We start from the raw sequence: 17,052 nt of genomic DNA on the forward strand, positions 1-17,052 counted from the left end.
AATCAAACCTCTATCAAACTCAATGCACTGAGCGGTGACGATATAAAACCTGAGAGAACAGAGAGAGACAAAGGAGCAAAAGAAGCACAAGAGAACAATACAAAACCCAAAAGCTATTAGGCATCCAAATCATAAATGTCGCCCAAGATAATCCAAGCAACACATTTGGCAAGGTCAACATGACCAACAGAGCAATAATGAATAAAGCAGATAAAATTGTCGCTTTCACAACGCCAAAGTTTGCAAGCCAACTTATATTTTTTCCTTTTAAGTTTAAATAAATTAACAAGAGGCAAGCCAAAATCACAAATACACTAACAATGAGAAAAGTTCTATCAAAAGTATCAAATAACTCAAGCTCTTTAACGGTACTTAGCCCGGTAAAGTCACCGCCTTGAGCAAGCTGTTCCATTGCTTGCTTGCCAAGTTCAAAAGTAATATTGCTATTAACATTTGCCATCACAGCAACCGCAGCGCCAGAATCCAGATCAACGGCAACGTAACTAGAGAAGGTTGGATTCATTCCGGTATGAAATACCCTGTTCCCCTGTTTATACCATCCCAAGGTATATAGCGTTTTTTCGCTTTCGTTGGTATCAACACCCAACTTACCTGAAAAGACCCGTTTTTTGGCATTAAGGAGAGTTGAATCCGTATTGCTGCCTAAAAATCTCAACCAGTTAAGCATGTCAGACGCATTAGTTTGTATATATCCGGCGGGTACATTAGCCAAGACAAATGGCGCATCATATGGTCTGGCTTGCAAAAAACTGATTTGATGGCCGACTGCCTTTTTCGCCACGTCTGGAAGAACGGAAGTCTCATTCATCTGTAGCGGCGCTAAAATATAGGTTCTCAGCAGTTGTTGATAAGATTGCCCAGAAACTTTCTCCATCATTCTGGCTGCAATATCGTAATTGAGTGTGGCGTATGCATGTTGCTGCCCCGGCATCGTTTGCAAGTTAATTAACTTAATTTCATCGATAACTTGCGAAAGCCCTTTTTGAGGCTGGGAATAGAGCATATCAATGGTTTTAAAAGGCAGGCCCGATGTATGGTTAAGCAATTGCAAAAATGTCACATCAACGCTTTTACCATCGTAAATCGTTTTTATCGATGGCAATATTGATGAAACTTTGGTTTGGGGCAATATTTTGCCTTCCTCTATCATCTTGGCCGCAATTAAACCGGTAAAAGATTTACTTACCGATGCCAGCTCAAAAATAGTCTCTTTATTTAGATTTTGCGTACCGTTTCTATTCTCATTTGTTAACAATATTATGTTTGATTTTTTATTCTTGTCGACCGTCACCATAACTAATTCAGGTATCTTGCCAAACTCCATATATTGCAAAATTTGACTTTTCAAATTCTCATCTGCCGAGCTCACGCCGGAAAATAGCAGAAGGAAAACCATAATAAAACACTTCATAACAGCCCCATTCACATTTAATATTCTATTTCACTTCACACCGGATATTTCGAATAACTAATACCACTCTCACAATCTATCTAAACATGCTCGTTTAGAAACTAAATTTCCTAGCGCGATGAGAGAAAGCACAACAGCCAGAATAAATACCAGTAAGTCCACCGAAAATAGAATCAGAGGAAAGCATTCAACACCAAACAAAAAAGACAATGAAAAAGTTAAAGCAACTTGCAAGAAAAGTTTAAGGAAAACCAATAACATCGAATATTTCTCTTTTTTTACGCTTTGTAGAAAGCCGATAAATACCAGCAACCCACCAAGGAAGAACAAACCTAAAAAAATAAAAAAGGAAATATTCAAAACTGTTAATAACAGACTTTTATCATCAGTGAATAAACCATATAGATGTTCCGGCAACGCAATAACCAATAAAGTCATTGATATTGAATAAAATGCAGCATATAACAATGCCACCTTTAATGACTTTATACAGCGATGATATTTTTCCGCGCCAAAGTTATAACTTGATAAAGTTTGCAACGCCGACATCATGGCTATCAACGGTAAGACGACAAAGCTTAATACCCGGAAAACCAAGTCGAAAGCACTAATCATATCACCTGAGTTTTCAACTCCACTCGCTTTGATGAGATAATTGATAGTGAAAATAAGTATTCCATATGACAAATTGCCAATCAGTGTCGGCAATCCGATAAGCACTATATCCTGGCACTCTTTTATTTCTATCGTGAAATAAGTCGGTGAGAGAATAAGGCGAGTACGATCACTATGAAAGAGTACAACTGCACATATTAGCGCGACAGTATTTGCCAGTATTGTGGCAACCGCGGCGCCAAACATTCCCATGTCGAATATAACAATAAAGATGGCATCAAAAGCAACATTAAGAATAGATGCACAGAGCATTATTGAGAACATGGCATTGGTTTTACCTTCTGCTCGTAACAGATCACCCAAAATAGTCGCTATCATGATAATAGGCGCGCATAAAGCCAATGGCATGGCATAATCCAAAGCATAATTAATTATGCTTTCCGTCGCCCCAAGAAATAATAAAATCTCTCGTGCCCATGTTAGAAATAATATGCCAAAACAGATAGCACATACTCCCGCCATAAATATAGCTTGTGTCGCAACTCGATTCGCCAAAGCAGGTTTATTCGCGCCTAGAAATCTCGCTACTAAAACGGCAGCACCCGCTCCCAACATAACCCCGACCGCACCGACTAATAGCAGGATAGGGAAAAATATTGAAAAGCCTGCCATAGCATCTTTGCCAATATATTTAGTAATAAAGATAGCGTCAATTATTCCATAAAGCCCCTGAATTGACATACCAAAAAATACTGGAATTGATAATTTTAAATATGCAAAGGGCACGGAATCATTTGCCATGAAATCGGTATTTTTCAATGATATCTCCAATACAAAATGAATATATTTAAATATTGCTATATAGCGTGCAAGTGAGATTTTCCAACTTAAATTAATATCGCGTCATAGCTCTCATAACAAGAGCTATGACAGCAAATATCACTTTAGTTTTTCAATCACGAGTTTGCCAATCACGCTCTCAAGCAATTGTTTAAATAACGTCATTGTGCCGGTGATGTCGTTGGCATTGAGATTTTGATTATCAACGGCAATCAGTTTCCGAAGAGTTTCGGTCATACCCGCCACAGTGTCCGCCCACCATTGCGCATGATCAGGTATTGCCATCGCAAGGAAACGATGAAGAAGCTCCAACTGTGACAACCACCGTTTTATAAACTGCTCCAATTCACTCGATGTCATCGCCAATAACAACTCAGGGCTTTCCATCAATTTATTAACCGCACTTATACCAACATAATGGTGTATTGGCGTGTTTTCGTCCGTAATAGCCGTGTGAGTCTGTAATCCCGACAGAGTTTTATCTAGCGTCCCGCGTAATAGATGGTCAGTAGATAAAAACGCTCCAGTTTGAATAACCGATATAGCAAGATAAGGACGAGATTTGTGATACACCTCGTGAGATTTCATAAACTCAAGTCCTTTGAAACCGATAACAGTTTGCGCGAACTCATGATCACTTATTTCACCAAAGTAATTAAAGCTCCCGTCATAGACTTGATAGCCTCCTGGCGTGCGCCCAACCAAAACAAATGCATGTGGAATAACCTCTTCCTCATCGATTTCCAGATTATCAAATAGAGGCCGGAGTAAATATTCACTATCACTCAACCCGTAAGAAGGAGAAAACGGTAAGTGGTAATCTGAACCGGTGACAATAACCAGTTTTCCTTTCTCCAGTTCCTCTATGCAATACGCAGTGTAAGATGCCAAATCGTCAAAAAATTGCTTGTGATAGGAAAACGAGAAGCTTTCCTGCAACTGAGGCCAATCCAATAGCGCACCATAATTCTGATAGTCACTCAGGATATTGCCTTGTGAGTCTGAGGGCTGCACGCTAAAACCAAACAGTAAGCTTCCATCTGATGCTCGCATTAAGCTATTTGGACAATTCAATCCATAATCATGTTTTAGTTTCTCTCTCACTGCCGAATACATACAGCTCACATCATTGCCGTAAAACTCAGGTTTGAACTGTGTATTGTACTGCCAGCCGCTCGAGATAGATGGACGAGGCGTATCGATCAAATGGATGATCTCATTTAAGCTCTTTCGCGATAGCAACATATTCATATCAACGGGAATTTTTACAGACTTCGCTTTGGCGACGACTTGCACCGCTGATAGTGAATTACCCCCTAATGTGATGAAATCATCTTCCCCGTTCACATTACTGACACCCAGTACATCTTTCCAAATAATCTTGAGTTCTTCTGCCATACTCTTTGGCTGCGTAACGTCAGAAACTTGGCTTCTCGCTACACTTTGTGTAGACAATTGGGTTACGTCAGAACCGGCTTGACCCGAGAAAATGGCTTGTAGCCTTTTCACATCTTTAGGATATTCTTTACCTCGAATCGGCATAGGAGGAAGGTTTACCGAAGGTGCAACTGTCTCGTTCAATTCATGCTGCCAATCGACATTGACGTTCAACAGTGACAACATGCCCAGACTTTCCATGAGGCAAGTCTCCTCTTCTTTGCCACGACTAATAAGAGAAAGACAGACATGTTTTGCATTGAAATCCTGATGGTGTTTAATCAGCGACGACAAACCATTTCCAGGCCCCACCTCGACGAAAATAGCATCACCGCTTGCCAGTAATTCCTCCAGTCCTTGAGTAAAGCGCACCGGTTCACGAATTTGACGAACCCAATAGTGCGGTTCCACCATCAGATTTTTAGTACTCAATTCTCCGGTCACATTAGAGATGATAGGAAGTTTGGGTTCTGAGAGTTTCACGTCACCGATAACTCGCTCATAATCAGCCAAAATTGGCTCCATATAACGGGAATGGAAAGCACGGCTGACTTTAAGACGCTTCGTCTTGATTGAGCTGGATTCGCAGAGTTGCTCAAATGCGGTGATTTCCTCGTCTGAACCGGAGAGCACACAAAGTTCGCTGCTATTATCAAGCGCGATTTCCAAGCGGCCAAACAACATGGTTTGAGCCACTGTTGCCGAACACATAACAGATAACATAGCGGCGGCTTCAGTGGACTGCATCAAACGGCCTCTGGCACAAACCATCCTAACAGCATCTGTGAACGAGAATATTTCAGCAACCGCTGCTGCAACATATTCACCTAAGCTATGACCCAACATCACAGTCGGTTTAACGCCATAAGATGCGAGAACCTGCACCAGTGAATACTCAATAATAAACATTAACGGCTGAGCAAACTCGGTATTATACAATTTCTCATCATCTTCCCCTGCGAGGAAAAGCTGTTTTAAATCGATCGCGCAATATTCGCTGGCTATTTCAAATCCTCGATCACACCATGTTTTGAACAGATCATTTGTGTGATAGAGCGAAAGTCCCATCGCTGCATATTGCATGCCTTGTCCCGGGAACAAATAGACCACTTTTCTCTCTGACGTCATGCCGTTGTAGAGATAATCAGAAGATGGCGACGACAGTCGCTGCAATAAACCTTCACAATCCCTGCTATAAGCAACAAACAGATAAGGCATAACGTCTCTTTGCATTAGACTCAATGCCATCTCATTGAGGTGACTATCAACTACGTTACTTTGTATTGCTCGCTTCAACTGCTTCTTATAGCTGTCTAACGACTTTTCATCAGGGGCCGATAATACGATGGGCAGAAAAACTGACTGCTTTTTGGTCAGTGTTTGTCGATTGACACTTGGCGCTTGTTCAAGCACCACGTGCGCGTTCGTACCACCAATACCAAACGAGCTAACACCCGCTCTTAGCAGTCCCTGAGAATCATCAAGTCGGCTGTATTGATTGCTGATAATGAATGGGCTGTTGACAATATCAATTTCCGGGTTGATTCTGGCAAAATTGATTGTCGGCGGCAGCTCTTTATATTTAAGCGCCATTGTTGCTTTTATCAGTCCGGCAATACCCGCTGCCGAGTTCAAGTGTCCGATATTAGATTTTACACTGCCTAATTTGCAAAAGTTTTTCTTATCAGTAGCAAAGGCGTGTTTAAGCGCTTTGAATTCAATGGGGTCCCCCAGATGAGTGCCCGTACCATGCGCTTCAACAAAGTTTAACGTGTCTGCCGAGACATTCGCATCTTTAAGCGCGGCTTGAATCACGTCAATTTGCCCTTGATAACTTGGCGCGGTGTATCCAACCTTTCTGCCGCCATCATTATTAATAGCCGTGCCTATGATGGTCGCATAGATATTGTCGTTGTCTTTCAGTGCTTGTTGAAGTGGCTTTAATACCACAACGCCAACGCCATCACCAAAAACCGTCCCACTGGCTTGGATATCAAACGGGCGACACTTCCCATCTTTTGCATGGATCATTCCCTCTTCAGAGAGATAACCGGCTTTTGTCGGTAAAGTAATGGAGACGCCGCCAGCAAGCGCGACATCACATTCTCCAGCCCTCAGGGATTTGATTGCCTCATTGACGGCAACCAGAGACGATGAGCAAGCGGTTGACAACACCATACTTGGGCCGGTCAAATTCAATTTATAGGAGACAATGGTCGCCATATAATCCTTATCCGCCACTGTCATTGCACTATATTGGCCCGCACTTCCCTCAGCGGTCGCCATCGCCTGAGCTAACCACTGCAAATTGCCTGACGCTGCCGCATAAAGACCAATTTTGTGTCTGCTTTCTTTGGGCTTCATTCCAGCGTCTTGCAGTGCCTGCCAGCAACATGTATGGAAGGCGCGAACTTGCGGGTCCATTTGCCTTGCTTCGTAAGGTGTATAGCCAAAAAAGGTCGCATCAAACTCACCCGCGTTAGGAAACACCCCTTTCGCTCTGATGTAGTTGGGATTATCTAATAGCGCCTGATCTATCCCCTCTTCAAGCAGCTCTTCTTTGCTGAATATCGATATGGATTCTTTGCCGTAAGTGAGGTTCTGCCAAAAGTCGTAAATGTTTTCGGCTTCCGGGAATGTCGCGGCAATACCAACAATGGCGATTTTTTTACTGATATCAGCATCGAGATCTTGGCTCGGTTGACTATTCAATGGAGCATCAAATTCTGCTGCCTTACTATTTTCAACCGAATCTAATGATATTTCCCCCACCATCATGGCGTTTTGCTCAATAATAAAACCCGCAAGTAATTCCGATGTCGGATAACTGAACATATCCACCACGGACAAATCAATATAAAGCGCTTCAGTAATACGCTTATTGACCTGAACCAGATCCAGTGAATTTGCTCCTAATTCAAAGAAGTTATCACCACTATTAATCGAATGGATTTTTAAGAAGTCTTGCCAAATATCCATAATAGTGTCGACGATCTGTTGTTTTGAAAATATCTGCTTTGAGAATGTCTGCCTTGAATGTGCTGAATGGGATTGATTAGTAAAAGGTCTAATATGGGTGCCGACCCATTGTTCAAATCGCTTATTCAGATCCCCGGTAGAAACAATTAACTGTGCCTCAAGAGGTGACTGTAAAACACGCTCTAAAATATAAAGACCTTCATCCGGCTCAATTAATAGCTGTTCTAATGAAGAACCTATGGCGTCATCAGCATTTTTACGCTCAAATACCCAGCCATCCCAGTTGATACTAATCCAAGGCTTGCCCAACTGATTTTGTTGTTTCGCAAATGCATCAGCAAAAGAACTCACTGAACTGTAAGCCGAGAAGCTTAATCCCCCCAAAATAGCCGCGATGGAAGAGCATAAAATACAGAAATCAATTTGTTTGTGTTCTAATAGTTCTGCAAGCAATTGGTAAGAGTAAACTTTTGTATCAAACTGAGGCTGACAGTTCTCCATAGTAATATGGTTAATGCCTTGGAAAGAATCTCCCCGCGTCACACCGGCCGCACAGATCACCCCATTTAACGAGCCATATTGTGCTTCAATGTGAGTAATGAGCGCTTCCATCTCCTGCCGATCACAAACATCCGCCGCGTAGTAATCAATATCCCCTTCATTAATCAGAGATAATTGATGTATTCGATCAATAATTTCTGACTGAGGATGGGCTTTTATTTCAACATCACCCCACTGCGCTTTTTGCGGTAAATCCCTACGCCCCGATAAAATCACCTTAGCGCCATATCGCGTCACTAAGTGTTCTGCAAACAGCAAACCCAGATCACCCAATCCACCGGTAATCAGATAAACACCCTGTTTTTTGAAAAGCTGTTTTTTGGCAATAACGTCGGTAATCGGTTCATTATTCTCAAGCTGTTGGTAACGCTTTTCAAATCGCGCTTGTTGAGACCGTTTAACAATAAAGCGCATATCGCTTGCTGTTAATTCTTGAGCAAGAATATCGCATGCTGCCTCAATAGATTCAGCCGTATCTAATTCAATAATTCGAGGATGGCATTTCGTGACTTCTTGAGCGATAACCTTAATTAAGCCGTTGAGCAGACTGTGTTCCGGCAGTGCTGTAGTCGCCAATAATAAACGAAACTCAGATAAACGACCCGATTTCGCCCACGATTGCAGTAATAAGATGACAGAAAACCAAGATGTCGTTATGTCTTTGGTACCGGAAAGCGGCCAGGCAAAAATAATTGAGTCCGGCAAGAAACTCGAATTGACTAGTTCAGTCATCAAGTTATCAAAACTATTTTTATCTCCCGGTGTAACGCCGATTACTTGGCCGTCAACATAATACTCCGGCGACGGAATAACGAATTTAAGTTTTTGTCCCTCTTGGCTAAAACGCTCAGTAAACGCATCACACCACGCTAAACTCGGCACAAAACAGACGATATTATTTGCCTGTCCGGTGTTTTCAGTCGGTAATTCGACAGCCTGCCACTGTTCGGTATATAACCACTGCGTTAATTCTTTTTTAGTTATTTTGGTTTCAGATGTCCGACCGGTCGTGGTAGAGGAAATATGATACTCACTTAAACTTGGCTCTTTGATGAATTGATAGCCTGGAAGACTAATACGCCCCGGAGAGACATTTTGGTATAAGGCAGTCCAGTCGATAGAAATCCCCAAAGACCAAAGCTCTCCCAATACCTTAAGCAGACAAGCTCGGTCACTCTCTTCCTCTAGTGGATGACGTAACAGATTAAACACGGAAATATTCGCGTGACTATCCGCTATTTGCTTCACAAAAGTCGAAAGAGTGCGTCCCGGGCCGACTTCTAAAAATACGTTTAGCTCCGGCGCTTGCAGGCAAGTTTCAATGCCTTGTTGGAATTCGACGGCTTGGCATAAATGCTTGATCCAATAATCGGCTGAACATGCCTCTTCCGGTTGTATCCACTGGCCTGTGACGTTTGATAAGAACGCCGCTTTTGGCGCTTTAAAATCCACTTTATCCAGTTCCGCTCGAAACTTATCGACGCCGGGCAACATCATCGCCGTATGAAATGCATGCGATGTCTTCAATAATCGACAACGGTAATTCTCTTGTGACAATCGCGCTTGTACCGCTTTAACCTCTTCCAAAGGACCCGCGATAACACACGAATTAGGCGAGTTAATCGTAGCCAGTGTCACTGAATCCGTCAGAAATGGCGCAATTTTTTCTCTGCTCGAAGCGACACTGAGCATGGCTCCCGGTTCACACGCCTGCATAATGAGACCACGTGAAGCAACCAATTTAAGCGCCTCTTCCAAGGTCATCACTTCTGCCAATGTCGCGGCGACATACTCTCCCACGCTGTGACCAATCATTGCACTGGCCCGGATGCCGAAACTTTCCAGACACTTCGCCAGTGCATAAGAGATAACAAAGATAACCGGTTGGGTGATGCGGGTATTTTGCAGTTCAATACTACGTTCTTCTGCATCCTCTCCATCGCTATACAGAAGCGACAGCAGATCAATATCAAATTGCTCACGTAGCAGTTGATGGCACTCATCCACTCTAGTTTTGAAGATGTCTAGCTCGTGGTATAAACCTTTCGCCATCTCGACATATTGCGCTCCCTGCCCCGGGAACATAAAGACAAGACCGGGCGCATTGTCTGAAATCTCACGCCCCGCTGACTTACCACTTGCCAAACGAGACAACATGGCGCTCAGTGTTTCAATACTATCTACAACCGCTGACGAACGGACATCAAACTCACCTCGCCCTAATTGCAACGTGTAAGCCAAATCGGTCAGATTGGGTTCTTGATCTGCATGCTGGATATGGTCATGCAGTTTACTCGCTATTTTAGCTAAACCTTGCTGGCTCTTGCTTGACAGAACGACGAGTTCTGAACGCTCATTATCCCTCTTTACCGACTGCGCTATCGATTTAACCGTCAAGTGCACATTGGTTCCACCAATACCAAAAGAGCTGACTCCGGCGGTTCTAATTTCATTGTCACACTTCCAATGCCTTGATTTATCGATCAAAGTGAATCGAGTGTTAGACAATGAGTCAGGGTTCGTTTCCGTAACATGGCATGACATCGGCAATATTTGGTGTTTAAGCGCCAATATCGCTTTAATAAAGCTTGCTACGCCCGCCGCTGTATTGGTATGACCGATGTTGGATTTAACACTCCCCAAGACACAATTTTTGTCACTTGCCCCAAGCGCTTCTTTGATGCCCTCAATTTCAATTTCGTCACCAACCAAAGTTGCGGTGCCATGCGCTTCCAGAAATTCAATCTCGTCTGGTTTAACACCGGCCATATTTAAGGATTGGCGAATACAATTTGCTTGTCCATTTGCATTAGGAGCGGTGTATCCCGTTTTGTCATGACCATCATTGTTGACGCCAAAACCCGCGATCACACCATAGATGTTGTCATTATCCCTCAGTGCATCTTCTAACCTTTTGAGTGCAACCATTCCAAGGCCATCACTAAATACCGTGCCACTCGCTTCTTTGGTAAATGGGCGGCAGTGACCATCAGAACTGTTGACCATCCCTCGCGCATAGACATAACCGCTTTTAACTGGTGTGGTAATCGATACACCACCAGCTAATGCAAGATCACATTGATGAGTGTATAAACTCTGACAGGCTAAGGTGATAGCCAACGCGGAACTGGAACAGGCGCTTTGAACCGTCACAGCCGGTCCGGTTAGATTTAGTTTGTAAGCAACACGAGTTGTCAAAAACTCTCGGTCATTCAAAAGCGCAACACCAAACTGCTCCGTTGAATCCGTCACCTCTTTTTTTAATCGCTCTAACCATTGATGATTCGAGCCACAAGAGGCAAAAAGCCCGGTTATCGGTCTGTATTTTTGATTGCCATATCCGGCATCATCGAGTACCTGCCATGTCGCTTCATGTAACAACCTGAATTGAGGGTCCATATACTGAGCTTCACGAGCCGTATACGCAAATGCCTCTGGATCAAAATCAAACGAGCTAGATAACACGCCCTTGGCTTTGATGTAATTGTCCAACTGCAAAACAGCCGCAGGAACACCTGCTTCAAGTAGCTCCTCATCTGAGAAAAAGCGGATACCTTCATGACCTTCTAGCAGATTTTGCCAATATTCTTGAATGTTCTCACTGCCCGGAAAGCGCCCGCTTATTCCCACAACCGCAACCGCATGTTGGGGGTAATGGTGCTTGGTCTCTTCGCTTGAAACGGATATTGGCGATGTATTTTGAGGTGTGCGTTTACTCTTTGGTAACGTTTGGCTATTACCTAGCGAGCAAATATGCTGAGCTAATTTCTCACAGTTGCTATAACGATAATAATCACTGATTTTTAGGCTCAAGCCATACTCGGTGTTAACCTTATCATGTAATTGCGCAATATCGAGTGAGCTCGCCCCCGCATCAAAAAAGTTGTCTTTAAGGGTAATCGCATCTTTTGCAAAATGCGTTTTCAACATCTCAAGTAACGCTGTTTGTAAACTGGCCTTATCAAATGAATGCGCTTGGTGTACTTCTGCAACCTTCGCATGCTGAGCTGTCTCTTTTTGGGTATTCGAGACGGGTTTAAACTCAAGGCGATTCGGCAATGATTGATATTGTAGATCCGCCAACGCAGGCTGCGCCCTATTCTCATATTCCTGCAAAATGATGTGCGCATTGGTTCCCCCCACGCCAAATGCACTCACCCCTGCCAATCGCACGTCACCATTACTGATGTCCCACGGTTTAGTTTCGGTGTTTATATAAAAAGGCGTGTTGTCCAAATCCAGTTTTGGATTAGCTTTTTTAAAGTGCAACGTAGGCACTAATGTTCTGAAATAGGTGCAAAGCGCTACCTTGATAAAAGCCAAAACTCCGGCGGCTGCGTCACAGTGACCAACATTAGACTTTACCGAACCTAACGCGCACGAGCCATTCCCCTGAAAAATGCTTTTTAACGCGGATAATTCAATAGGATCGCCAAGTAAAGTACCGGTTCCATGCGCTTCGATATAACTAATTTGTTCCGCGTCCACTTCTGAATACTCAAGGGCATCCTGAATCACACTCTTTTGTCCCAATTCGCTGGGCGCGGTAAAGCTGATTTTGTCACTGCCATCATTGTTTACCGCACTGCCTTTAACGATGGCAAAGACTCTATCGCCACTCTGGACAGCATCCTCAAGGCGCTTTAACGCAACAACGCCAACCCCGTTACTGAATACGGTACCGCATGCATTCTCATCGAATACTCGAGTTTTGCCGTCGGGGCTGTTAATCATCCCTTCTTGATATAGATAACCACTTTTATGAGGATGGGTAACACTCACCCCTCCAGCTAATGCAACGTCACACTCACCGGCTTGTAACGCCTGACATGCCATATGTATCGCTACTAAGGATGTCGAACATGCAGTTTGAATAGTGACCGATGGCCCTCTTAGGTTCAGTAAATAGGAGATCCGCGTACAAAATGAAGGATCATTTAAAGTAGCAACATGGAACTGCTCAGCCGCTGAACTAAATTGTGTATTAAGCTCTTTAAACCAGGACCATTGGCTACTTGCTCCGGCAAAAACCCCCACTTTTCCTTGGTATGTTTTAGAGTCGATATTGGCATGATTTAAAGCTTGCCAGCAGTTTTCTATCATTAAACGGATCTGCGGGTCCATCCTTACGGCATCAGAATGGTTAATACCAAAGTAATCCGCGGCAAATTTAAATGGATGATTAATTATTCCCTTTGCCGAAATATAGTTTTCTCTTAAATACTCTTCTTTTGAAATTCCATTGGCTTTAAGTTCGTCTTCAGTAAATGAGCTGATACCATCTATACCGCCTCGCAACATTTCCCAGAATTCACTTACGTTATCAGCGCCAGGAAATTGCCCAGCCATGCCGACTACAGCAACCTCAAGTCCAGTAAAACTATTTTCCATAATTAACCTTTGTTTTCGTTGTTACACAGGCGAGTAATAGCAGGATATCAATGCTCATACGGAGCTTGGTTATTGTTCAACGTACACTCCAAATCTGGAGCCAATAGAGCTGATCCTAATAGTCATGATTGAGCATCTCAGAAATAATATTTACTTTTCGAATAAATAGACGTCCAAGATACTCAAGACATCATCACCAAATAATATTTGGCATGATGGTTTATTCTTTCTATTGATATAGCGGGATTTTAAAGAACGGATTCTTTACGATAAAACTGTCTTAATGCATGTTGTGCAATCAAAACTTGCTGGATTTGACTGGTGCCTTCGATAATTTCCAGCACCTTGGCTTCTCGGTATAACCGCTCCACAGGATAGTGATTACACAGGCCATTACCCCCTAAAACCTGTACAGCATTATTTGCAACTTGAATAGCAGCTAAGGAACTCTGATATTTAGCAATATTGGTTTCCATTATTGCATCATGGCTACCTTGGTTTCTTAATTCGCCAATCTTCTCGCATAAGGCTTTTGCCGCATAAAAAACCGTTGTTGAATCGGTAATTAAGCCTTGAATTAATTGGTGTTGAGCAATTTTTTTACCGAACTGCACTCTTTTACGGGCATAGGTAATCATTTCCTCCAGAGCCGCATGAGCAATTGCCACCCCAGCCCAAGCGATACTGTATCGGCCATAAAAGAGCGCGGTATTCGCCACAAAACTTAACCCTGCACCTTCTCGTCCTATCAGGCTATCTTTAGGGATCTCGACGTTATCAAAGCTCAACTCGGATAGATAAGCACCACGACTAGCCAACAGTCCTGTCATTGGCGTGCGACTCAATCCAACCGCTTCTTTTTCCACGATAAAGGCGCTGATTTTGTCGCCATTCTTGGCAAAGACCAAAAACAAATCAGCAATTCCCGAGTAGGTGATCCACTTTTTATTACCATTGATGCGATAACCTGAATCTGTCTCTTCATAGGTTGTTTGAATTGAGCCGGCATCTGTCCCGGCGTTCGGCTCAGACAGTGCAAAACAGGCAATTTTCTCGCCTTTACACATTGCCGGCAGATACTTTTCTTTTTGTTCCGCGTTGGCAAGTCTCACTAACGTTTCACCCACCAAACTGGTGTGGACCGTAAGCAATGCCCTGGCCGAATTGCAGCCTTTACCGATTTCTTCCGTTAAATAGCCGTATGACAATGGATCAATGCCACCACCGCCATATTCTCGCGGTAGAATAGATCCCAGAAATCCTAAATCGGCTATTTGAGTAATAACTTCTCTTGGTACTCCACCTTGTTGGTCGAACACTCCGGCATTAGGTCGAAGTACTTCATTTGAAAACTCTTTCGCTAATTTAACCAGCCGGTCTATTTTATTATTCATAAATAAAATCTAACCTTTTATTTTTTGGACAAGTTGTTGCATTCTTTCAATCGAAACAAAATTCTCTCTTTCAATATATTCATCTGGAATTGAGATCGAAAACTTATCTTCGATAAAGCATAGCAGTCTCATAGAAAATAAAGAGTTAACCAGACCGCTTTCAAAAATATTCGTATCGTCCTTTAACTCTACATCATCATCTAAATTGGTAATATTACTTTCAATAAAATGACGAATTTCTGTTGATACAATACATGAATCTTTCACACTCTTATCCTTTAATTAATTTCAATTTTGACATAACGCGGAAAATCAGGAACTTGGCTCAGATCGTGAGAGAAAATTATTGTATCATCTGAAAGTTCCTGACATTTTTTAAAACCAGCAAATTGATAGGTGACATACATTTGTCTATTACGCTGTGTCCGTTTAAATTCAGCATGCAAATTATGTGATTTTTCTTTAGCTTGTTTCATAATATAAGTCAGAGCGATACTGCCAACACCTCTGGACAGGGTTCTACATGACATCAGCAAAAGCTTTATATAATCCGTGTCACCTTTATATTGAACCAGAGCAAGACCTATTTTTCCGTAAGAGCCATATTTATCGACTAACTCAAATACAAACAGGTCATGATCATCAGAAGCCATAAGCTCGGATAATTCATCACGATTGTAAGTAATGCCGGTAGAATTAAGTTGATTGGTGCGTTGAGTTAACTCTTCCGCTCGCAGCAAATCTTCCTCTTCGGCTTTAGCGATATAGAATTTCATATCTAATTGACTGAGGAAATCTTCGGGCGTGCCAACAAATTGCTCTTCCTCATTTTTCCTGAGAATATCATCTTGATAACGACTCCTTCTCAGCTTTGCATCATCAGATATTTCCATGTTCGCAATTCGCGGTAAGTCTAGAATTGTCTTATATTCTAAAGCGTCAATACAAACAACTTCGGGATGTTTTGAATTAACCTCATCCCTCTCCATTATTTGGTCATCAACAAAAATAAAAGTATCGGTTGAAATATTCAGGCTCTTCTGAATTCTTTCTATCGATAAAGACTTTGGTCCCCAATTGATTTGCGGATAAATAAAATATTCATCCAGTTCAAATTCGCGAAGTTTAGCCATCGCATCACTGGCATCATTTCTACTGGAAATAGATTGCAAAATTCCCATATTATCCAGTTTTTTGATAATCTGGGGAATATTTTCTTTGAGTTTCACCTCATCCTGCTCAGATAAAACCCCCTCCCAAATTGTATTATCCAAGTCCCAAATCACACATTTGACAGGTTTATTTGTTACTTCAATTTGTGTGTCAATATATTTCATTTTCACACTTTCCTAATTATTTGTATTTAAAGAAACCCATACCACTTTTTTTACCCAAATGCCCGGCATCGACCATTTTCTTAAGCAGTGGACAGCATCGATATTTTGGATCTTGATAGCTGTCATAAAGGACACGTAATGAATTCACCACGGTATCCAGCCCAATCAGATCGGCGGTTTCCAAAGGCCCCATCGCATGGCCATATCCATCTTTAAAAATCTTGTCTATATCCTTTGGCGTCGCAACGCCATCCTGCACCAAAAAAGCAGCTTCATTCATAAATAGGTGAGATAATCGGTTTGAAACGAAGCCGGGGTAGTCTTCCACCACCACCGCACTCTTATTAATACTTTGCAGCAAGGCTTGGGAAGCCTCTAGCGTTTTATCGCTGGTATGGAAACCTTTAATCACTTCTACACATTTCTTAAGCGCGACGGGATTCATGAAATGCAGGCCAATAACTTGCTCCGGATAAGGTAAGCACGAGCCAATCTTAGTAATTGAAATACAGCTAGTATTTGCAGCGACGTATGTCTTCTCATTAATAATAGAAGACAGCCGTTCATACACATTTTGTTTCGCGGCCAGATCTTCTTTCACATTTTCAATGACCCAATCACTCCCTTCAATTTCTTGATAGTCACTGACTACTTTTACTCGTTCAATCAGCTCATTGATATTCACGGATTTAAGTGAAGGCTCAAGCATTTGATAGAGCCTAAACTCCTTTTTTATCCGGGAAGGAATATTCTCAAGTACTGTTGGATCAATATCTAAAATGACGACATCGTGACCAAAAGCGGCGCACACCATCGCGGTGTCTAACCCCATAACACCTGCACCAACAATCGATATTTTCAAAGCAAATCTCCTTTTTAAAATTGTAACAACAGACTAGAAACTGACGTACTTGAAATACGTACAACTTTGATGATTGAAATTGAGCTAATAATTGAAATTAAGCTAATAGTTGAAGGGATTTTCAATTTGCCTTTCAGCTCTTGAATATCTTTACAATGCAATTTTTAAACTGATGAATGTATCGTTGTCTTCCCTCTCCAGCAG

General features: G+C 42.3%; 7 protein-coding genes. All 7 read right to left on the minus strand.

Annotated elements, in window-relative coordinates; translation table 11 throughout:
• Positions 1–19: 19 nt before the first annotated feature.
• Positions 20–1,432: a serine hydrolase domain-containing protein gene (locus B0X70_RS21435; RefSeq protein ID WP_217470337.1), complete on the minus strand. Its 1,413-nt coding sequence runs from the start codon at positions 1,430–1,432 to the stop codon at positions 20–22.
• A gap of 69 nt (positions 1,433–1,501) precedes the next feature.
• Positions 1,502–2,866, minus strand: coding sequence for an MATE family efflux transporter (locus tag B0X70_RS21440; protein WP_217470338.1), 1,365 nt, complete (start codon positions 2,864–2,866; stop codon positions 1,502–1,504).
• Positions 2,867–2,986: 120 nt separating this feature from the next.
• Positions 2,987–13,255, minus strand: coding sequence for a type I polyketide synthase (locus B0X70_RS21445; RefSeq protein ID WP_217470339.1), 10,269 nt, complete (start codon positions 13,253–13,255; stop codon positions 2,987–2,989).
• Positions 13,256–13,503: 248 nt separating this feature from the next.
• Positions 13,504–14,649 (minus strand): acyl-CoA dehydrogenase family protein, encoded by a 1,146-nt coding sequence (locus B0X70_RS21450; protein ID WP_217470340.1) that lies wholly within the window; start codon positions 14,647–14,649, stop codon positions 13,504–13,506.
• Between the two features lie 9 nt (positions 14,650–14,658).
• A complete protein-coding gene (locus B0X70_RS21455) occupies positions 14,659–14,916 on the minus strand; it encodes a phosphopantetheine-binding protein (protein ID WP_036809486.1) in 258 nt (85 codons plus the stop codon).
• An 11-nt stretch (positions 14,917–14,927) separates the two neighbouring features.
• Positions 14,928–15,986: an HAD-IIIC family phosphatase gene (locus B0X70_RS21460; RefSeq protein ID WP_105395313.1), complete on the minus strand. Its 1,059-nt coding sequence runs from the start codon at positions 15,984–15,986 to the stop codon at positions 14,928–14,930.
• A gap of 16 nt (positions 15,987–16,002) precedes the next feature.
• Positions 16,003–16,848 (minus strand): 3-hydroxyacyl-CoA dehydrogenase family protein, encoded by an 846-nt coding sequence (locus B0X70_RS21465; RefSeq protein ID WP_046395311.1) that lies wholly within the window; start codon positions 16,846–16,848, stop codon positions 16,003–16,005.
• Positions 16,849–17,052: the final 204 nt, after the last annotated feature.

The organism is Photorhabdus akhurstii, assembly GCF_019090985.1.
Lineage (GTDB): Bacteria > Pseudomonadota > Gammaproteobacteria > Enterobacterales > Enterobacteriaceae > Photorhabdus > Photorhabdus akhurstii.

What these genes read in the sequence shown, in the direction of transcription:
- B0X70_RS21435 (WP_217470337.1), bottom strand. Translation starts at nt 1,432, where the DNA reads ATGAAGTGTTTTATTATGGTTTTCCTTCTGCTATTTTCCGGCGTGAGC.
- B0X70_RS21445 (WP_217470339.1), bottom strand. Translation starts at nt 13,255, where the DNA reads ATGGAAAATAGTTTTACTGGACTTGAGGTTGCTGTAGTCGGCATGGCT.
- B0X70_RS21450 (WP_217470340.1), bottom strand. Translation starts at nt 14,649, where the DNA reads ATGAATAATAAAATAGACCGGCTGGTTAAATTAGCGAAAGAGTTTTCA.
- B0X70_RS21460 (WP_105395313.1), bottom strand. Translation starts at nt 15,986, where the DNA reads ATGAAATATATTGACACACAAATTGAAGTAACAAATAAACCTGTCAAA.